20 protein-coding genes and 1 tRNA gene are annotated in these 19873 nt (G+C 58.9%); 8 read left to right on the top strand and 13 right to left on the bottom strand.

The window, feature by feature from the left end:
* Positions 1-16: 16 nt before the first annotated feature.
* The 8 genes from rng to ABNT42_RS11835 form a co-directional block, all read right to left on the bottom strand.
* A complete protein-coding gene (gene rng, locus ABNT42_RS11800) occupies positions 17-1483 on the bottom strand; it encodes a ribonuclease G (protein ID WP_348697167.1) in 1467 nt (488 codons plus the stop codon).
* A gap of 49 nt (positions 1484-1532) precedes the next feature.
* Positions 1533-2153: a Maf family protein gene (locus tag ABNT42_RS11805; RefSeq protein ID WP_348697169.1), complete on the bottom strand. Its 621-nt coding sequence runs from the start codon at positions 2151-2153 to the stop codon at positions 1533-1535.
* 8 nt (positions 2154-2161) lie between these two features.
* Entirely contained in the window at positions 2162-2632 is a 471-nt protein-coding gene (rlmH, locus tag ABNT42_RS11810) for a 23S rRNA (pseudouridine(1915)-N(3))-methyltransferase RlmH (RefSeq protein WP_072789839.1), read from the bottom strand.
* Positions 2633-2638: 6 nt separating this feature from the next.
* Positions 2639-3325, bottom strand: a complete 687-nt coding sequence (gene rsfS, locus ABNT42_RS11815; RefSeq protein WP_155433053.1) for a ribosome silencing factor — start codon at positions 3323-3325, stop codon at positions 2639-2641.
* Complete coding sequence (locus ABNT42_RS11820) at positions 3325-3984, bottom strand: nicotinate-nucleotide adenylyltransferase (RefSeq protein WP_348697171.1); 660 nt, start codon at positions 3982-3984, stop codon at positions 3325-3327. Before ABNT42_RS11820 ends, rsfS begins: the two co-directional genes overlap by 1 nt.
* A gap of 2 nt (positions 3985-3986) precedes the next feature.
* Positions 3987-4901, bottom strand: coding sequence for an oxygen-dependent coproporphyrinogen oxidase (gene hemF, locus ABNT42_RS11825; protein WP_348697173.1), 915 nt, complete (start codon positions 4899-4901; stop codon positions 3987-3989).
* 104 nt (positions 4902-5005) lie between these two features.
* Positions 5006-6274 carry a phosphoribosylamine--glycine ligase gene (purD, locus tag ABNT42_RS11830; protein WP_348697175.1) on the bottom strand — a complete coding sequence of 423 codons (1269 nt, stop codon included), beginning with the start codon at positions 6272-6274 and terminating at the stop codon, positions 5006-5008.
* 6 nt (positions 6275-6280) lie between these two features.
* A complete protein-coding gene (locus ABNT42_RS11835) occupies positions 6281-7006 on the bottom strand; it encodes a YebC/PmpR family DNA-binding transcriptional regulator (protein WP_348697177.1) in 726 nt (241 codons plus the stop codon).
* Between the two features lie 214 nt (positions 7007-7220).
* Between ABNT42_RS11835 and ABNT42_RS11840 the strand changes: the two genes are divergently transcribed.
* The 4 genes from ABNT42_RS11840 to ABNT42_RS11855 all read left to right on the top strand — a co-directional run bounded on the left by ABNT42_RS11840 (position 7221) and on the right by ABNT42_RS11855 (position 12292).
* A complete protein-coding gene (locus tag ABNT42_RS11840) occupies positions 7221-9740 on the top strand; it encodes an alkaline phosphatase D family protein (protein WP_348697178.1) in 2520 nt (839 codons plus the stop codon).
* 220 nt (positions 9741-9960) lie between these two features.
* Positions 9961-10869 (top strand): DMT family transporter, encoded by a 909-nt coding sequence (locus ABNT42_RS11845; protein ID WP_348697180.1) that lies wholly within the window; start codon positions 9961-9963, stop codon positions 10867-10869.
* Between the two features lie 12 nt (positions 10870-10881).
* A complete protein-coding gene (locus ABNT42_RS11850; RefSeq protein ID WP_155433060.1) occupies positions 10882-11268 on the top strand; it encodes a methylglyoxal synthase in 387 nt (128 codons plus the stop codon).
* 49 nt (positions 11269-11317) lie between these two features.
* A complete protein-coding gene (locus tag ABNT42_RS11855) occupies positions 11318-12292 on the top strand; it encodes a quinone oxidoreductase (protein WP_348697181.1) in 975 nt (324 codons plus the stop codon).
* A 48-nt stretch (positions 12293-12340) separates the two neighbouring features.
* Here ABNT42_RS11855 and ABNT42_RS11860 read toward each other — a convergent pair whose 3' ends face one another.
* Positions 12341-13015 (bottom strand): DUF4136 domain-containing protein, encoded by a 675-nt coding sequence (locus ABNT42_RS11860; RefSeq protein WP_348697182.1) that lies wholly within the window; start codon positions 13013-13015, stop codon positions 12341-12343.
* A 200-nt stretch (positions 13016-13215) separates the two neighbouring features.
* Between ABNT42_RS11860 and pepN the strand changes: the two genes are divergently transcribed.
* The 3 genes from pepN (at position 13216) to ABNT42_RS11875 (ending at position 17086) form a co-directional block, all read left to right on the top strand.
* On the top strand, positions 13216-15879 hold the full coding sequence (gene pepN / locus ABNT42_RS11865) for an aminopeptidase N (RefSeq protein WP_348697183.1): 2664 nt from the start codon (positions 13216-13218) through the stop codon (positions 15877-15879).
* 23 nt (positions 15880-15902) lie between these two features.
* Complete coding sequence (locus tag ABNT42_RS11870) at positions 15903-16904, top strand: class 1 fructose-bisphosphatase (RefSeq protein WP_348697185.1); 1002 nt, start codon at positions 15903-15905, stop codon at positions 16902-16904.
* Positions 16905-17010: 106 nt separating this feature from the next.
* A tRNA-Thr gene (locus ABNT42_RS11875) sits at positions 17011-17086 on the top strand.
* 77 nt (positions 17087-17163) lie between these two features.
* Here ABNT42_RS11875 and ABNT42_RS11880 read toward each other — a convergent pair.
* Genes ABNT42_RS11880 through ABNT42_RS11890 form a run of 3 tightly spaced genes read right to left on the bottom strand, consistent with a single transcriptional unit; the run spans position 17164 to position 18895 of the window.
* On the bottom strand, positions 17164-17745 hold the full coding sequence (locus ABNT42_RS11880) for a hypothetical protein (protein ID WP_348697188.1): 582 nt from the start codon (positions 17743-17745) through the stop codon (positions 17164-17166).
* Positions 17742-18356, bottom strand: coding sequence for a hypothetical protein (locus ABNT42_RS11885; RefSeq protein WP_348697190.1), 615 nt, complete (start codon positions 18354-18356; stop codon positions 17742-17744). The genes ABNT42_RS11880 and ABNT42_RS11885 overlap by 4 nt, the downstream gene beginning before the upstream one ends.
* Positions 18353-18895: a PAAR domain-containing protein gene (locus ABNT42_RS11890; protein WP_348697192.1), complete on the bottom strand. Its 543-nt coding sequence runs from the start codon at positions 18893-18895 to the stop codon at positions 18353-18355. The genes ABNT42_RS11885 and ABNT42_RS11890 overlap by 4 nt, the downstream gene beginning before the upstream one ends.
* A gap of 144 nt (positions 18896-19039) precedes the next feature.
* On the opposite strand from ABNT42_RS11890, the gene ABNT42_RS11895 reads away from it, so the two are divergent.
* Positions 19040-19609: a hypothetical protein gene (locus ABNT42_RS11895; RefSeq protein WP_348697194.1), complete on the top strand. Its 570-nt coding sequence runs from the start codon at positions 19040-19042 to the stop codon at positions 19607-19609.
* 95 nt (positions 19610-19704) lie between these two features.
* Here the strand turns inward: ABNT42_RS11895 and ABNT42_RS11900 are convergent, their stop codons facing one another.
* A complete protein-coding gene (locus ABNT42_RS11900) occupies positions 19705-19848 on the bottom strand; it encodes a hypothetical protein (protein ID WP_348697196.1) in 144 nt (47 codons plus the stop codon).
* Between the last annotated feature and the right edge of the window lie 25 nt (positions 19849-19873).

Consider the following 19873-nt stretch of genomic DNA (forward strand, 5'->3'; position numbering starts at 1 on the left):
CCGACCTGACCCCGCTTTACATCAGGATGACGTCGTACTGTTCCTGGTGGTAGGCGGTTTCTACTTGCAGCGAGATTTTCTTGCCGATGAAGTCGCCCAGCATGGCGAGGTGTTGCGACTCTTCTTCGAGGAATAGGTCGACCACTTCCTGCGAGGCGAGGATGCGGAATTCGCGCGGGTTGAATTGCTTGGCTTCGCGTAGCAGTTCGCGCAGGATTTCGTAGCAGATGGTGCGCGAGGTTTTGACCTGTCCTTTGCCGTTGCAGGCAGGGCAGGGTTCGCACAGGATGTGGGCCAGCGATTCGCGCGTGCGCTTGCGCGTCATCTCCACCAGTCCCAGCGCCGAGAAGCCCGATACGGAGACTTTGGTGCGGTCGCGCGACAGGGTTTTCTTCAGTTCCTGCAGCACGGCGTTACGGTGCTCGGTGTTTTCCATGTCGATGAAATCGAGGATGATGATGCCGCCCAGATTGCGCAAGCGCAGCTGGCGCGCAATCGCGTGCGCCGCTTCCAGATTGGTCTTGAAGATGGTGTCGGCAAAATTGCGCCCGCCCACAAAGCCGCCCGTGTTGACGTCGATGGTGGTCATCGCTTCGGTCTGGTCGACGATCAGGTAGCCGCCCGATTTCAGGTCGACGCGGCGCCCCAGTGCGCGTAGTATCTCTTCTTCTACACCGTACAGATCGAACAGGGGACGCTCGCCCGTGTAGTGCTGTAACCGAGGCAGTACGCTAGGCGTGTAGGTCTTGCCGAATTCCTGCAGGTTCAGATAGTTCTCGCGCGAGTCCACCTGGATGGTGGCCGTTTCGTCGTGCACAAAGTCGCGCAGCACGCGCTGGGCCAGACTCAGATCCTGATGCAGCAGGGTGGTGGCCGGTTTGGTACGCGCACCATGGCTGATCGCCGCCCACGTCTTGCGCAGGTATTCGATGTCGGCCGCGATATCGGAATCGCTGGCCTCCTCGGCCTGGGTACGCACGATGTAGCCGCCTTTTTCATCTTCCGGCAGCAGGCTTTGCAGGCGTACGCGCAGCGCTTCGCGGTCGGCTTCCTTTTCGATTTTCTGCGAGATGCCGATGTGGCTATCCTGCGGCAGATACACCAGCATGCGGCCGGCAATCGAGATCTGGGTCGACAGGCGGGCACCTTTGGTGCCGATCGGATCTTTGATCACCTGTACGGTCAGTACCTGACCGTCGAACAGGATTTTTTCTATCGGGGTCGGTGCAGCATTCTGGCTGCCGTCGTGCGGACGGGCTTCCCAGATGTCGGCCACGTGCAGGAAGGCGGCGCGCTCCAGACCAATGTCGATGAAGGCCGACTGCATGCCCGGCAGTACCCGCACCACCTTGCCGGAATAGACGTTACCGGCGAGGCCGCGCGTGAGCGTGCGTTCGATGTGCAGTTCCTGCACGGCGCCCTGCAGGATCAGGGCGACGCGGGTTTCCTGCGGGGTGATGTTGATCAGTATGTCTTCGTTCATAGGTCTCCGGGGACTGCATCTGGTTATGAACGTCGATCATACACGCCGCTTACAGCAGCGGCAAACCGGCCTGCTTGAGTAGCTGGGCCGTCTCGTACAGTGGCAGGCCCATGATGCCGGAATGGCTGCCCGAGATGTGTTCGATGAACTGGCCGGCCATGCCCTGGATGCCGTAGCCGCCGGCCTTGTCGAACGGTTCCTTGGTATTGCAATAGGCCTGTATGGCTTCCGGCGACAGCTTGCAGAAGCGCACCTCGGACACTTGCGTGAACTGGCCCTGGAACGCATCCGAGCACACTGCCACCGAGGTCAGCACCTGATGGGTGCGGCCCGACAGCAGTTCCAGCATGCCGCGCGCTTCCGTCACGCTGCCCGGCTTGCCGAGGATGCGGCCGTCGATGGTGACGGTGGTATCGGCACCCATAATCAGGCGCGAAGGCATGTTACGCAGCTTGACGATGCGGTTGGCGAAGTGGGCTTTTTCATGCGCCACGCGCGCCACATACACTTCCGGAGTTTCGCCGCGCAGCACTTCTTCCGTCACGTCCATGCCGCGACGGCCATCGCTACGCAGTTGCAGCAGCTCGAAATCCACGCCGATCTGGCGCAGCAGTTCACGACGACGCGGGCTTTTGGAAGCAAGATAGATCATGTTTTCGGCTGACTGCATGGCGGACCTCAGACTCGGTGGTAGGGATGGTTTTGGGTGATGGTCCACGCGCGGTAGAGCTGCTCGGCCAGCATCACCCGCACCATGCCGTGCGGCAGGGTCATGCTGGAGATGCGGATCAGGCCTTCGGCGCGGGCTTTTAATGCAGGATCGAGACCGTCGGCGCCGCCGATCAGGAAGGCCGTATCACGGCCATCCTGCTGCCACGCTTCGAGCTGCTGCGACAGACCCACCGAAGTCAGGTCCTTGCCCCGTTCGTCGAGCGCGATGATGCGCACGGATTTGGGCAGGGCTGCTTCGATGCGCTCGCGTTCGAGCGCCATCGCGGTGGCAGCCGTCTTGCTACCGGAACGCTCGACCGGCTTGATTTCCTTCAGCACGATCTTGAGTTCCGGCGGCATGCGCTTGACGTATTCGGCGTAGCCAGTCTCTATCCAGGCCGGCATTTTATGGCCGACCGCAGCGATGATGAGCTGCATCTAGACTTACTCGGCAGCTTTCTTGATACGCTTGATGACGGTTTTCACCGGTGCTTCTTCCGCCTTAGGCTTGGCTGGCTTGCGCTTAGGCGGCTGGGCTTTCAGTGCAGCGGCAGCAGCGATCGCGGTTTTGGTTTTGCCAACCTTGACGGTTTTGCCAGTTGGGACAGCAGCTTCTTTCTTGACTGCGGTCTTCTTCTCGGCGGCCGGTTTGGCAGCAGCGGCTTTGCGCGCCGGGGCTTTCTTCTCGATCACAGGGCTAGCATCCACGGCTTTCTTGCCAGCGGCGAGGTGGGTGCTGACCTTCTTCGGCGCTGCAGCAGCTTCGCCTTCCTTGGTCGATTTACGCTTGGCGGCGCCCAGTTTGACTGGCTTGTCGCCCCAGATTTCTTCCAGACGGTAGTAGGCGCGGATAGGTGCCTGCATGATGTGGACGATCATATCGCCCAGATCGACCAGTACCCATTCACCCGTGTCTTCACCTTCCATGCCGTAGACGTCGCCGCCGGCTTCCTTGACCTTGTCGCGCACCGAGGCGGCCAGCGCCTTGGTCTGGCGGTTCGAGGTACCGGATGCGATAGCGATGCGGTCGAACAGGCTGGTGAGGTGGGTGGTATCGAACAGGACGATATCTTGGCCTTTGACGTCTTCCAGAGCGTCAACGACGAGGGTTTGCAGTTTTTTGATGTCCATTAGCTTTTGTATAGATGGTGTTGTTCAATATAGTCTAGCACTAGCGGCGGGATAAGCGAGTTTGCCGCTTCCCCCCGTTGTAATGCCGCACGTAGTCCGGTGGCAGAGATATCCACCGCGAGGTCCTGTGCCAGATAAGTCAGACCGTGCGGCGTGTTACGGATTTGTTCCGGTGTTCCCAGCCGACTGGAAAACACCTCGGCCACGGCTGGCGGCAGGCCAGCGGTGGCAATGTCATAGCCGGGGCGGGTCGCTACGCAGATGTGGGCGTAGTCGAACAGCACGCGCCATTCGCGCCAGCTATCGAGTTTTTGCAACTGGTCGGCGCCCATGATGAAGCTGATGGAAGCGTCCGGCCCCTGTTCGCTGCGTACCTGACGCAGCGTGTCAATTGTGTAGGTTGGCTGCCCTTGCGCGGCCCGTTCGATCTCCTGCGGGTCGATCACCACGTTGGCGGCCGCGCCGGCAAACGCCAGCGCTGTCATTTCTGCCCGTTGCAGCGGGCTGGCCTTGAGGCCGGATTTCTGCCACGGCGCGCCGGCCGGGATGATGCGTAACTGGTCAGCCTGCAGCAAGTGCGCGAAATACTGTCCCAGCGCCACATGACCGTTATGCACCGGATCGTAGCTGCCTCCCAGCAGTGCGATTCGGCGGGCCATCGTCACGCAGCGAGCCAGTCGCGGTGGGGCAGGAAGTCGGTGTACAGCGCCGCTTCCGGCGAGCCGGCTTCGGGTTCCCAGCGATAGCGCCATTTGACGATAGGCGGCATCGACATCAGGATGGCTTCCGTGCGGCCGCCCGACTGCAGGCCGAACAGCGTGCCACGGTCGAACACCAGATTAAATTCGACATAACGGCCGCGGCGATACGCCTGGAAATCGCGTTCACGCTCGCCATACGGCGTATCTTTGCGGCGTTCCAGGATAGGCTGATAGGCCGCGAGGAAGGCGTCGCCCACGCTGCGCATCATGGCGAAGCTGGCCTCGAAACCGCCTTCGTTGTAATCATCGAAGAACATGCCGCCTACGCCGCGTGCTTCCTGCCGGTGTTTCAGGTAAAAATATTCGTCGCACCACTTTTTAAAGCGCGGGTGCAGTTCGGCGCCATGTGGCGCCAGCGCGTCCGCACAGGTGCGGTGGAAGTGCTTGGCGTCGTCCACATTGCCATAGTATGGCGTCAGGTCCATGCCGCCACCGAACCACCAGACCGGTTCGCCGGCTGCATTGGTGGTGGTGAAAAAGCGCACATTCATGTGCACCGTCGGTGCATACGGATTACGCGGATGCAGTACCAGCGATACGCCCATGGCTTCCCATGGTTTGCCGCCCAGATCGGGGCGCGAGGCCGCCGCAGAAGGAGGCAGTTTGGCGCCGGCCACGTGGGAGAAATTCACCCCGCCGCGCTCGATCACATTGCCTTCTTCAACCAGACGGGAAATCCCGCCGCCGCCTTCCGGCCGTTCCCACGCATCGCGCAGGAAGGGCTTGCCATCCACCGTCTCCAGTGCCTGAACGATGCGGTTTTGCAGCTCCAGCAGATAAGCCTTGACGGCTTCAGGGTTAGGGGAGGTGGGCATAAAGCGGCGCAATTAAAAAAAGTGAGGGTGGATTGTACCCTGTTGCGCGTTTTTGTGATACCCACCTGCCTACAGCAGAACTAAGTAGAGCTTAGTGCGAGAACTTAGTGCTTAAGACCGCGCCAGCCGATGTCGCGACGGCACTGCATGCCTTCGAAGCTGATCTGGTCGACCACTTCGTAAGCCTGCTTCTGCGCCATCTTGATGCTATCGCCCAGACCCACCACGCACAGCACGCGGCCACCGCTGACCTGCAACTGGCCAGCGTTTTCCACCGTACCAGCGTGGAAGGTGACGCTTTCCGCCGTTTCGGCCGGAATGCCGTCGATCACCGCGCCTTTTTGCGGGGTGTCAGGATAGCCGGCGGCTGCCAGTACCACGCCAACGGCCGTGCGACGGTCCCATTCCAGTTCCACCTGATCGAGCGTGCCGTTGACGGCATGTTCCATCACCGTGACCAGATCGGTTTTCAGACGCGACATGATAGGCTGGGTTTCAGGGTCGCCCATGCGGCAGTTGAATTCCAGCGTACGCGGATTGCCGGCAGCGTCGATCATCAGACCGGCATACAGGAAACCGGTGAACACGATGCCATCCTTGGCCATACCGGCGATGGTCGGGTTGATGATCTCGCGCATTACGCGCGCATGCATGGCCGGCGTAACGATCGGTGCAGGCGAGTAGGCGCCCATGCCGCCCGTGTTGGGGCCTTCGTCATTGTCCTTCAGGCGTTTGTGGTCCTGGCTGGTGGCCAGTGGCAGCACGTTTTTGCCATCGCACATGACGATGAAGCTGGCTTCTTCGCCGGCGAGGAATTCTTCGATCACGATGCGCGCGCCGGCATCGCCGAAGCGGTTATCGGCCAGCATATCGTCCACTGCGCGGTGGGCTTCTTCCAGCGTCAGTGCCACTACTACGCCTTTACCAGCAGCCAGGCCGTCGGCCTTGATGACGATAGGCGCGCCGTTGGCATCGATGTAGGCGTGCGCCTGAGTCACATCGGAGAAAGTCTGGTAGCGGGCCGTAGGAATGCCGTGACGCTGCATGAAGGCCTTGGCGAAGTCTTTCGACGACTCCAGCTGGGCTGCTTCTTTCGACGGGCCGAAGATTTTCAGGCCGCGTGCGCGGAACAGGTTGACGATGCCGCCAGCCAGCGGGGTTTCCGGACCGACCACGGTCAGGCCGATGTTTTCCTGTTCGACGAAATTTGCCAGTTCGTGCAGGTCGGTGATGTTGACGTTGACCAGACGCGCATCGCGTGCGGTACCGCCATTGCCGGGAGCAACGTAGACCATCTGGATGCGCTCGGATTGCGCCAGTTTCCAGGCCAGTGCGTGTTCACGGCCACCAGAGCCGACTACCAAAATTTTCATATGTCCTCAGTCTTCGATCAGTGCGTTGGAGTAGACTTCCTGTACATCGTCCAGAGCTTCCAGTGCATCGAGCAGCTTCTGCATCTTGACGGCGTTGTCGCCACTGAACACGGTTTCCGTGGCGGGCTTCATGATGATCTCGGCCACTTCGGCTTTGAAGCCGGCCGCTTCCAGTGCGTCTTTCACGCCAGCGAAATCGTGCGGGCCGCACAGCACTTCGAAACCGCCTTCTTCGTCGGCGATCACGTCTTCGGCGCCTGCTTCCAGTGCCACTTCCATCAGCGCGTCTTCGTTGGTGCCCGGGGCGAACAGGAACTGGCCACAGTGTTTGAACATGAAGGCCACCGAGCCTTCGTTGCCCATGTTGCCGCCGTTCTTGTTGAAGGCATTGCGCACTTCGGCCACGGTACGTACACGGTTATCGGTCATGCAGTCGACGATCACGGCAGCGCCGCCGATGCCGTAGCCTTCGTAGCGGACTTCCTCGTAGTTGGCGCCATCGTCGCCACCGGCGCCGCGGTTGATCGCGCGCTGTACGTTATCCTTCGGCATATTCGCGTCGGCAGCCTTGTCCACAGCCAGACGCAGACGGGGGTTGGTCTGCACGTCGCCACCGCCCATGCGGGCAGCAACGGTAATTTCCTTGATCAGACGGGTCCAGATCTTGCCACGCTTTGCGTCAGCGGCAGCCTTTTTGTGTTTGATATTGGCCCATTTGCTATGTCCAGCCATGTTTGCTCTTCCTTCGGCGGTGTTCGTTGGTGTTGGTTGGTATTCGGGTGAGGGCGATATTTTAGCATAGGCCGCATGGCCATCCACGCTAGCGCCGGCGGCTGGTAACCGGAAGTCGGCTTAGAGGGATACCTCCATTTTATGTAGCACGAGCGTCATTTTCCGCTGATAACATTTTCTTTCTTATAACCAAAATAAAACCAGGAGAGAGACTATGGATAGACGGCAATTTATTAAGTTCGGCAGCTTCATCACGGCTTCCGTGGCGACGGGGGCAGGGCTGACGGCCTGCGGCGGTAGCAGCAGCGCTGGCAGTGCGCCAGCGGCCAGCGGCGCCTGGAAGTTCCCGCAAAGCGTAGCGTCGGGCGATCCGCACAGCGACAGCATCATTCTGTGGACCCGTGCCGTACCGGCGACGGCCGACGATGTGGCCGTGCTGACGGGCGTGGCCGATAGCAGCATCCGCGTGATTCTGACGGCAGCCGATAATAGCGCCGCCATGGGCAGCAATCAGGCCCTGACCGGACAGCTGGTGGCCGATGCCACCGTGCCTTTGCAGTCGCAATTTGACAACACCGTGCGCCACAAAGTGACCGGCTTGACGCCGAACACTTTGTACTACTATCAGTTCATCGCCGGTGACAGCCGTTCCCGCGTGGGACGCTTCAAAACGGCACCGGCCGCCGAAGCCGATGTGGCCCAGCTGCAGTTCGCCTACATGACCTGTCAGGACTGGAGCATCAACCACTGGGGCGCGATGAGCAGCATCGCCAGCGAGAACCTCGATTTCATCGTCCATTTGGGCGACTACATCTACGAGACCGTGGGCGAAGACTTCCAGCAGGGCAGTGTGGAAAGCCGTCACGAAAAGCTCAAGCTGCCGGATGGCGCCTACAAGAATGGCAGCAGCGGCGTGCAGTATGCCAACACGCTGGCCGACTACCGCTATCTGTACAAAAAGTACCGCACCGATGCGCGCCTGCAGGCGCTGCACGAGCGCTTTGCTTTCATCGCCATCTGGGACGATCACGAATTTAGCGACGATGCGTGGCAGGATGCCCAGACCTATGACGGCAGCTTTAATCAGACCGACGGCTCCGATCTGCACCAGACTAGCCGTCGCCGCAGCGCCAGTCAGGCATGGTTTGAATTCATGCCCGCCGATGTGGTGCTCGATACGGCCGCTGCCGGCTTCCAGAACATCAAGATCTACCGCGATTTCCAGTTCGGCAAACTGATGCAGCTGGTGATGACGGACCAGCGCCTGTACCGCGCCGACCACGTGATTCCCGAGTCGGCCATCAATCCGGCCACGGGCAAGCCGCTGGGGCGTCTGGGCGCGCGCTATCTGGTGCAGCAGGATGTTTACAACACGGTGGAAGCCCAGAAGATGGGCGGTGCCGCGGCCATCGGGCTGGAACCGCTGGCCACCGTATCGATACTGGGAGCCACCCAGCGTCAGTGGTGGATGGACAAGATGAAGTCGGCCAGCAGCACTTGGAAGCTGTGGGGCAATGAAGTGTCGCTGCTGCGCATGGGTTTGAACGGCACGGATGCCGTCGCCACCTTGCTGGCACTGAATTCCATCGCCACGCTGGCCACGTCGATCGGTAACACCGTGACGGCGACGGGCGGCAACTTCCCGCTGGCGGCAGCCATCGTGGCCGCGGCTACGGCGGGCGCTTCGCCTGTACTGGCGCAGCAGGGCGCAGGTGCCATCATGGCAGCTTACGCGGTAGCTGGCAGCAGCAACGAAGCGCGTGTGGCGGCCGGCATGAAAGCCGGGCTGACGGCATCGCAGGCCGGCATCGCAGTGGCGACTTACACCGCCGTGTATATCGCCGGCAGCGGCGTGGTCGCTGCTACGCCAGCCACGCTGGTCGGCACGGGCGCGCAGACCATCGCCTTCGGCTATATCAAGCCGGAAGTGCAGGCCAACAAGGCCGCCTCCGTATTCGTGCAGGCAGCGGGCAAGCAGGCCGCGCTGGCGCCGTTCTTCGCGCGTTTCCTGCTCAACTGCGACCAGTGGGATGGCTACAACGCCGAGCGCAAGGCGCTGATGGCACACTTGAAATCCAACAGCGTGAGCAACGTAGTGGCGCTGACGGGCGATATCCATGCCTTCTTTGCCGGCACGGTGAGCGACGACTTCGACGCCGCGGGCGGCGGTACACCCGTGATGACGGATCTGGTCACGGCGGGTATCAGTTCCGATTCCTTTTTCGTGTATCTGCGCGATGCCGCCACGGCGCTGGGTGATATCGCAGCACTGGTGACCTACCCGATGGCGGTGCCGGTAACGGGGCTGGGCACGCTGAACCTCAGCTTCAACCTGCTCGACTACACCATGGGCAAGGCCGCACCGACGGTGACCAGCCTGCTGGAGCAGACCCGCGTGCAGATTCGTGGTGCACTGGGTGCCAAAGGTTTGCCGGAAGCGCAACTCGATGCCACCACCAGTGCCGTCCTGTCTGGCCTGCAAGCCAATAGCGACTTCAACACCAGCCTGCTGGCGCTGGCGCAGCAACTGGCCGGTCTGGGCAACAATCCGTGGCTCAAGCACCTGAACACGGATGCGCAGGGCTACACCGTGGTGACGCTGACGCCGGACAAACTGGTAGCGCAGTTCAAGCAAGTCAACAAACTGGTAGGCGGCAGCGCGCCAGCGAACGTGGTGGCACGCATCACCACCGCGACCGTCAACGCCGGCAGCGCAGCAGTGAGCATCAGCTAACTCCAGCGTGGGGTCAGGTCGGGCAAAGTGCAGGTGTCAGGTCGGGCAAAGGGGCAAGTTGCGGCTTGTTACTTTTCATGGCTTTGCCCGCACGAACGGCCGACCTGTCCCAATATAGTCTGATCTCAGTGCCGCTGGCTGAGGCTGCACAAATGCCCGACCTGACACCTGCACTTTGCCCGACCTGACCCCGTTTTTGATTTGCCTTTACAATTGCTGTATGGATAAAGGGATCAAGGATGGCGCTGCGGCGCGTGCCGCCTATCTGGGCGGACTCGGTATCGCCGTCGGCGGGGCTGTGCTGTTTTCGACTAAGGCGGTGGTGGCGAAGCTGCTGTACCGTTATCAGATCGACGCCGTTACGCTGATCGCTTTCCGTATGCTGTTCTCGCTGCCCGTGTTCGCGGCCGTGGCGATCTGGAAGATGCGCACCGAGGCGCCGCTGTCGCGCGCCGACCGCTGGCGCGTGCTGGGACTGGGGCTGGTGGGCTACTATCTGTCCAGCTTCCTCGATTTCCTCGGTCTGCAATACATCTCGGTGGGGCTGGAACGCCTGATCCTGTTCCTCACGCCGACTTTCGTTCTCCTGATTTCCTCTACGCTGCTCAAGCAGCATATCAGCCGGCGCCAGTGGCTGGCGCTGCTGCTGTCCTACTGCGGCATCGTGTTCGTGTTCCTGCATGACCTCAATAGCGGCAACCGTAACGTGGCGCTCGGTGCTACGCTGGTAACGGGATCGGCCGCGGCCTATGCCGTCTACCTGCTGCTGTCGGGCGAAATGGTGCGCCGGCTTGGTTCGCTGCGGCTCGTTTCGTATGCCATGTGCGTGTCCACCGTGGCCTGTGTGGGACAGTTTCTGCTACTGCGCCCCGTTACGGGGCTGCTGCAGCCGCTGCCTGTATATGGGCTGTCGTTGGTGAACGGTATTCTGTGTACCGTGATGCCGGTGTTTATGACTATGGCGGCGGTGGAGCGCATCGGCGCCGGTACGGCCTCGCAGGCTGGTATGATCGGGCCCGTTTCTACGCTGTTTCTGGGGGCGCTGCTGCTGGGCGAACCCGTCACATCCTGGCAGCTGGGCGGCACCGCGCTGGTGCTGGCCGGGATCTATCTTTTATCGAAAAAATAGGAAAACTCTCTGATGAAAACCCGCATTGCCCTGATTGCCCACGATAAGAAAAAAGACGACATGATTGCGCTGGCCAGCCAGTACAAGGACTTCCTCGCTACCTGCGAGCTTACTGCAACGGGCACCACGGGTGGTCGTCTGGTCAAGGAAGTGGGTCTGACGGTGGACCGCAAGCATTCGGGGCCTTTCGGCGGCGACTTGCAGATCGGTTCCATGCTGGTGGAAGGCGGTATCGATTGCGTGATCTTCCTGCGTGATCCGATGACGCCGCAGCCGCACGAGCCGGACATCAATGCACTGGTACGCGCCTGCGACGTGCACAACACGCCGTGCGCTACCAATGTCTCCTCGGCCCATCTGGTGTTGTCGCAACTGCAGCAGCGCGCTGCACGCGGCTAAGCGGCGCTAGACTTTCTCTTTCCTCAAGCCAGAGCGTACAGGAGGCGTTATGACCAAGGTGATCCGCATGAACCGCGTGGGCGGTCCGGAAGTGATGGAGCTGGTGGATGTGGAGCTGGGCGCGCCCGGCCCCGGTGAAGCGCAGGTGCGCCAGCACGCCATCGGCATCAATTTCATCGATGTGTACTTCCGTACCGGCCTGTACCCTCAGCCCCTTCCCGGCGGGCTGGGCATGGAAGGCGCCGGCGTGGTGGAAGCCATTGGCGAAGGTGTCACCGAAGTCAAAGTGGGCGACCGCGTGGCCTATGCGGGTCGTCCTATCGGCGCCTATGCCGAGGCGCGCAATATGCCTGCTTCGCAATTGCTGGTGCTGCCTGATAACGTGGACTTCGACACGGCTGCCGCCATGATGCTGCAAGGCCTGACCGTGCAGTATCTGTTCCACCGTACCGTGCCGCTGAAGGCGGGCGACACCATCCTGTTCCATGCCGCTGCCGGCGGCGTAGGTCTGATCGCCTGCCAGTGGGCCAAGCTGCTGGGCGTAACCCTGATCGGCACGGTGGGTTCGGACGAGAAGGCGGAGCTGGCAACGCGCAACGGCGCCCACCACGTCATCAACTACAACAAGGAAAACTTCACCACGCGGGTGCGCGAAATCACCGGTGGTAAAGGCGTGACGGCGGTCTACGATTCGATCGGCAAGGATACTTTCATCGGTTCGCTCGATTGTCTGCGCCCGCTGGGCACCATGGTCAGCTTCGGCAATGCTTCGGGGCCGGTAGACCCGTTCAGCTTGAGCGAACTGGCCAACCGTGGCTCGCTGTTTGTTACGCGCCCTTCGCTGATGGCATATATGTCCACCCGTGCCGAACTGGAAACGGCGGCCAAATCGCTGTTCGGCGTGGTCGCCAGCGGCGAGGTCAAAATCGATGTGCGTCAGCGCTATGCGCTGGCCGAGGTGGGACGCGCCCATACGGAGTTGGAAGCCCGCCAGACGACCGGCTCATCGATATTGCTGCCGTAAACGCATTGCAGCCGGTAGAACCGGCTGCATGAGAGGGGCGGCGCGGGTTTAGCCGGCTTTGGCGGGTGCTACGGGCGCCGATTCCGTCTGCGGTTTCAGTTCCAGATCAACCCGGCGCGGTACGCCGTTCTGGCCGGGGAAGCCCGTGAAGGCGCTCTGCACCAGCGCCGGCATCACTTGCGGCGTGGCTGCCACGCGGCTGGTGTTGTTGACGGTGACATCGTACAGCTTGCGTCCATCCGTACCATTGATGGTAATGCGCAGCTGGCGCTGGTATTCATGTTTGATGCGTTCGGTCACCATGACGGGCGCGCCATAGCCGAACGGATCGTAGAAGTAGGGACGATAGCCGAGCCGGCTGTAGCCCCAGCCGTAACGACCCCAGCCCGGTCCCCAGTATGGCCCGACCATGAACGGGTCCTGCGCTTCCAGTATGCGCACGGGATGGTCTACCGTGCTGTATTTCATTCCCACGAGCAATTTCGCCGGCTGGTCGGCTGCCGCCTGACGCAGTCCCAGTTTGTCCAGTTCACGCGCCACCAGTAGCTGGTAGCTGCGGTATTCCAGCGTATCGTCGGCGCCCTGCGGTGCTTCGAAGGCATAGCTTTGCTCGCGCGCTTCCGCGCTCCATGCGTTGAAGGAGGTGACGTCACTGCGCAGGGTGGTGGCACAGCCGCTCAGCAGCACGGCGGCGGCGGTAGCGATGAGGGCGATTTTTTTCATGGTCTGGCCTCGGCAAAAGTTAGTCGGATGGGTGCACAGGGTAGTTTACGACGCTCTGCGCACCGTTGCACGAATCTTACAGAAAGTTACGGCCGACGGGAAAGCTGTCACTTTCATTATGGCTGGCATGCCCGATTTCATGCGACCGTCAGCGCCGGTATTGGTAAAATAGACTTTTGCTCACGTTTCACGGGATTTTCATGCGACCAGACAGCACGCCACCGACCATCTACCGTAAAGATTACACCGTCCCAAGTTATCTGGTGGAAACAGTGGAGCTGGGATTCGATCTTGATCCGGACCGCACCATCGTCGCTAACCGCATCACCATGCAGCACAATCCGGCCAGTCCTAGCCGCTCCATCGTGCTGCACGGCGAGGAACTGGATCTGGTGGAACTGCGCCTGAATGGCCGCGCACTGGCGCCGACCGAATACAAGATCGACGGCTCGGTGCTGACGATCCCGCGCGCACCGGCGCAAGTGGTGCTGGAAATCGAAACCCTGTGCACGCCCGTGCAGAACACCTCGCTGTCCGGCCTGTACGTGTCGAACGGCAGTTTCTACACCCAGTGCGAAGCGGAAGGCTTCCGCCGCATTACCTATTTCCCTGATCGTCCCGATGTGATGGCCAAGTACACCGTGATGCTGCGGGCCGACAAGGCGCGCTATCCGGTGCTGCTGTCGAACGGTAACCTGATCGAATCGGGTGACCTGGACGACGGCCGCCACTACGCCAAATGGGAAGACCCGTTCAAGAAACCTTCCTACCTGTTTGCGCTGGTGGCTGCGCGGCTGGTGTGTCAGGAAGAGCATTACACGCTCAAGTCGGGCCGCGAGGTGCTGCTGCAAGTGTGGGTGGAAGAGGGCAATCTGGACAAGACCGACTACGCCATGCAGTCGCTGAAGAACTCGATCCGCTGGGACGAGGAACGCTTCGGCCTCGAACTTGATCTGGACCGCTTCATGATCGTCGCCGTGGGTGATTTCAACATGGGCGCGATGGAAAACAAGGGCCTGAACATCTTCAACACCAAGTTCGTGCTGGCCAACCCGCGCGTGGCAACCGATATCGACTACGCCGGGATCGAAGCCGTGGTGGGCCACGAATACTTCCACAACTGGACGGGCAACCGCGTGACGTGTCGCGACTGGTTCCAGCTGTCGCTGAAGGAAGGCCTGACGGTATTCCGCGATCAGGAATTCAGCGCCGACATGATAGGTACGGACAGCGGCCGCGCCGTGACCCGCATCGATCAGGTACGCACGCTGCGTCAGGCGCAGTTCCCTGAAGACGCGGGCCCGATGGCGCATCCCGTACGGCCTGATTCCTTCGTCGAGATCAATAACTTCTACACGGTGACCGTGTACGAAAAAGGCGCCGAAGTCGTGCGCATGTATCAGACCCTGCTGGGCCGTGACGGCTTCCGCAAGGGCATGGATCTGTACTTCGCCCGCCACGACGGGCAGGCAGTGGAGTGCGATGACTTCCGCGCCGCCATGGCCGATGCGAATGGCCGCGACCTGCGCCAGTTCGAGCGCTGGTACAGTCAGGCCGGCACGCCGGTGGTGTCGGCGCGCACCCGTTACGACGCCGTCAAACGCAATTTCGACATCATCCTGAGTCAGCGCTGCCCAGCCACGGCAGGCCAGCCGGACAAGCTGCCGTTCCACATCCCTGTGGCGGTTGGTCTGCTGGACGCCAATGGCAAAGACCTGCCGCTGCTGCTGGAAGGCGGCGACCATCCGAAAGGTGCCACCACGGTGGTGCTCGAGCTCAAAGAGCAGGAGCAGATTTTCCGCTTCCGCAATGTGGACGAACGTCCTGTCCCGTCTATCCTGCGCGATTTCTCGGCACCGGTGGTGCTGGAATATGACTATACGGACGACGAACTGCTGCACCTGTACCGTCATGACAGCGATGCCGTGAACCGCTGGGAAGCGGGGCAGCGCCTAGCGATGGAACGCCTGCTCAAACTGACAGCGCAGGTGACGGCGCATGGTGATGCCGCCGTGCTCAAACTCGATAACACCTTCATCGAAGCGCAGCGTGCGCTGCTGGTCGATGAATCGCTCGATCCAGCCTTCCGCGAGCTGGCGCTGATACTGCCATCGGAAACCATCATCGCCGAGCAGATGGAAGTGGTGGACCCGCAAGCCATTCACACGGCGCGCCAGTTCATGCGCCGCACTATCGGTGCTGCGCTGAAAAGCGAGCTGCTGGCGCAATACCACGCCAACCAGACTCCGGGCGCATACAGCCCCGATGCGCTGTCGGCCGGCAAACGCGCGCTGAAGAATCTGTGTCTGTCGTATCTGCTGGTGGCACCGGAAGCGGCCGAATTGCAACTGGCGCAGCAGCAGTGCGATAACGCCAGCAATATGACCGACCGCGCAGCAGCACTGGTCGCATTGATCCACAGCGGCAGTGATGCAGCGCCGTATCTGGATGCCTTCTACAAGGACTTCGAGAACGAAGCGCTGGTGGTGGACAAGTGGTTCGCCATGCAGGCCGCCGCACCGGCCACCAACGTGGCCGCCGTGCGCAAGCTGATGCAGCATCCGGCCTTCACGCTGAAAAATCCTAACCGTGCACGTAGTCTGATCTTCAATTTCACCAACGGTAATCCGGCCCAGTTCCATGCAGCTGACGGTAGCGCCTACGCCTTCTGGGCCGAACTGGTGATACAGCTCGATGGCATCAACCCGCAAGTGGCGGCGCGACTGGCCCGCAGCATGGATCGCTGGCGCCGTTACGCACCGGCGCTACAGGAAAAAATGAAGCAGGCGCTGGAACAGGTCGCCGCCCAGAGCAAGCTGTCGAACGACGTGCAGGAAGTCGTCAGCAAAGCACTGGCTAACTAATTCAAACCAAACCAAGGGTACTTATGAAACGTATCAGCCTTACTCAATATCTGGTGGAAGAACAACGCCAGCACAACTCGATTCCGGCCGAACTGCGCCTGCTGATCGAAGTGGTGGCGCGCGCCTGCAAAACCATCAGCCATGCCGTCGGCAAAGGCGCGCTGGGCGAAGTGCTGGGCACCGCCGAAACGGAAAACATTCAGGGCGAAGTGCAGAAAAAGCTGGACATCATCTCCAACGAAATTCTGCTGGAAGCGAATGAGTGGGGCGGCCATCTGGCAGCGATGGCGTCGGAAGAGATGGAATCCATCCACCCGATTCCTAATCGCTATCCTAAGGGCGAATACATGCTGCTGTTCGATCCACTGGACGGCTCCTCCAACATCGACGTGAACGTCTCGATCGGTACCATCTTCTCCGTGCTGAAAGCACCGGAAGGCATGGGCCAGCCGACCGAAGCGGACTTCATGCAGCCGGGTACCCAGCAGGTGGCCGCAGGCTACGCCGTGTACGGCCCGCAGACCATGCTGGTGCTCACCACCGGTAATGGCGTGAACTGCTTCACGCTGGACCGCGAGATGGGTTCGTGGGTACTCACCCAGCGCAATATGCAGATTCCTGCTAAGACCAAGGAATTCGCTATCAATATGTCGAACGCGCGCCACTGGCACCCGCCTGTCAAACGCTACATCGACGAACTGCTGGCCGGCGAAACGGGCCCGCGCGGCACCAACTTCAACATGCGCTGGATCGCATCGATGGTGGCCGACGTGCACCGTATTCTGAACCGCGGCGGCGTGTTCATGTATCCGGCCGATCTGCGTGATACCTCGATGCCGGGCAAACTGCGTCTGATGTATGAAGCTAATCCTATGGCCTTCATCGTCGAGCAGGCCGGCGGCGCGGCCACCGATGGCAAGCAGCGCATCATGGATATCCAGCCGCACAAACTGCATCAGCGCGTGCCGGTATTCCTCGGTTCGCGCGATGAAGTGGCGGTGGTGACCAGCTACCATCAGGGCTAAAACCACGGTTTTTCGCGGGTTCTGACGGGTTTTCGTTAGCGCGTTGCAAATTTTTCGATTTGGGACTAGCGCGCTGCGAGAATTATTTGTTAGAATATGCGACCCAGCCGCTTTAGCTCAGTCGGTAGAGCAGTTCATTCGTAATGAAAAGGTCGCCAGTTCGATTCCGGCAAGCGGCACCAGGATCATAAAGCCTGCTACTCCTCACGGAGTAGCAGGCTTTTTCCTTTTCTGCCAAGACTTTTTTTGGGGGGCTTTTTTAGTTCTCTAGTTGGAACTTCCAGACATTCTCTTGTTCGATAAACCGGGCGTATCGAATTTTGCCTGTGGGTTTGAATTTTCCGTGATCAATGCGGTATTCAGTAAAGCTAATCCCGTACGGAATCTCCATTTCGGGCTCATATCGGTAATTAATGTCGTCAAAAAGTATATCTCCCCTGTCTCCTTCGCGTATGTTTCGGCATGAGCCAAACATACCAGGGAGTTTATACATGACGGGTTTTTTTTGACGACGGTCTATCACGTAGATGGCAAAGTGTCGTACGGCAGTGCCGCTGCTCGCAGCGGCTTGTCCCTCTATGCAGTCTAGCTTTCCCGATCGATAGGCGGTGGGATGGGAGCCCAAGTCTCCCGGGATAATTTGTTCGGCTGGAAAGACCGTTGCGCTTGCAAAAGAAACTCTGGTTTCTTTCCAGGACAAATAATTGTGCGTTATTTTAGGCCCCTGAATAATGGTTCGAGGGGAAAACACCTGCCCTTGTAAAGTGCTGAAATAGTCTTGATAGCTTTGAGCTAGTTCGTTGGTAAGCACCAAGCCTAGAGTCAGTATAAGTGACGTCATCGATACTCCTTGCAGCCAGTTGCAGCAAGATATTCCGGTGCGTGTTTCCAGAAGATAGTTTTTCCGATAGCGGCGGTTGATAACCAAACACACGTATATTCACCGCGTACTTTAGATGCAACTTCTTTTCCGGTATTTTTATTCTTGATGATCCAGTAAATTTTTGTCTTTCGAAGTTGCTCCTTAACTCCAAATATATTGTGATCAGGCGAGCCAAACTTGAAACCATCGATGACTTTTGGGTGACGTGAAAAGTTGGTTGAGAAATCTACTCCATCCCACCAAAATGCACCATGCGATGGATCTGATGTAGAGTTTGCGAGCACTTCCTGGGCTGACTCCCAGGCGAGCAGTTTTCCAGCGTCCTTGCTCAACTGTTTGATTTCATAAATTTCCATGAAATTGTTGTAGCGCTTACTTTTTCCCTGTACGACATAAGTGTAGTTTGGGTCTGCTGCGATCAATTGCTCGACTGTTTTATTGCCCCAGATTCTGCATCGGTTCATCACAGTGTGGGCAATTCCGATAAATTCATCTTTTAGATTCGCAGGTGAAGCCTCGCCGTACGCAATTGCGGCGAGTAGTTTGGTCTGTGGGTCGAGAATACTCATGTTGGATTCGCCCAGCAGGTGAATTGCAGGTCTTGATGAATCGAGAATGCCTTGGTTTTTGAATCAGCACCAAACATACCTCGGTCCAGAACTACGCCATCTTCATGGATAACGTATGTCAGATTAGGTGTCTCTGGTTCATCTCTGGTGACTATAAAGTATTGTTCCAATTCGTCAGGCACAAAATCTTTGATTTCAGAGGCGAGCAGTAATGTCGCAATTGAAACGCTAGAATTCTGAGAATTTTGCTCTGATGAAAAGGATTGGTAGCGTAAAGTTTGACTTGCCAGCAGGCGAGGAGGGGGAAAGCATCCACATGAACAAATATCGTCAGAAAGTGCGCAGTTTTTTCCTTGAAGGTGTTGCTTATGCCGTGGTGAGATACATACTATTGTTCCTGTCTTTTTGCATTTCGGACAATAAATGGTGTCGCCTTCGACGGCAATCCTCTTCCCGCTTATCATTGCTGGAGTCGTAGTCGCTTGCACGACACCGCCTGTGGTTGTCTTTGCACCTACTGTGATGTTATAGCGCCGCATAGGTAGAGCCTTCCATCAGAGTGAAGGCCTCAGTTTAAGTTTACCCCTACGCTAGGAATTGAGTTAAATCATAGTGCGCATTGAATCAGTGGAAGATTCTAGCTAACGAGTGTTGTGGCTTAGTCCAATTTATTAGGTTTTGAAGTGCAACCTACTGATCTGAATCCTCTTGCTGCGGAGTGGGGAATGGTGACGGACGCCGACGACGGATATCTGTGCGTCAGCTTCCCGTTTGGTGTCTTGGGGCACAGTGGAAGCTTTCAGATGAATAGAAGTGCTTACCTGATGCCGTCTAATAAAGCGAACGTGCGCAGAACTCTCTATTTCGCCACAGGAAATATCGATTCCTTTTTCTCACAGAATGCACCCCATCAAATGGATAAGCGCCAATCTATGCGAAACGTATTGTTGCCGGCAATTCTGATTTGCTTCGTATTGCGGTCCTCCTTTGCAGCATCGGAGTTGCCGAAGGAGGTGCAATCCTTTATCGCAAAGAGAGATGATTGTGATCACTTTCGAGGGGAGATACCCGATCCCTCTGAGAAGCGAAGAATGAAAGAAGTAATACGGCATCTCAATGCCTCGTGCAAGGGAACTGACAAGGCTCTTGCCAGATTAAGATCGAAGTATGCGAATGATGAACGCGTCATCTCGCGATTGCGCGAATATGAAGACGAAATCGAGCCACATCCCGAAAAGGCAAATCCGAATTGAAGGCCGAGTGATGGCTAGTTGGCGCGTATGTCTAAAATCACATTTATCTGCTAGTACGCGCCTTCGTACGTTTAACCTTTGCGGATCAAACCTTCCTAGGTCATGTTCTTGCCCCGTCCCGTGCCATGGTACTGGCTGACGAAGTCGATGAAGCAGTTCTGCACCTGACTGAATTCCACCCCGAACACCTGCGCAAACGCGGCCTCGAAGCATTGCCCACGCCGCACTTTGGTGATCATGCGCGCCAATCTGACCTGCACATCG

This window comes from Duganella fentianensis, assembly GCF_964031615.1.
Lineage (GTDB): Bacteria > Pseudomonadota > Gammaproteobacteria > Burkholderiales > Burkholderiaceae_D > Rugamonas > Rugamonas fentianensis_A.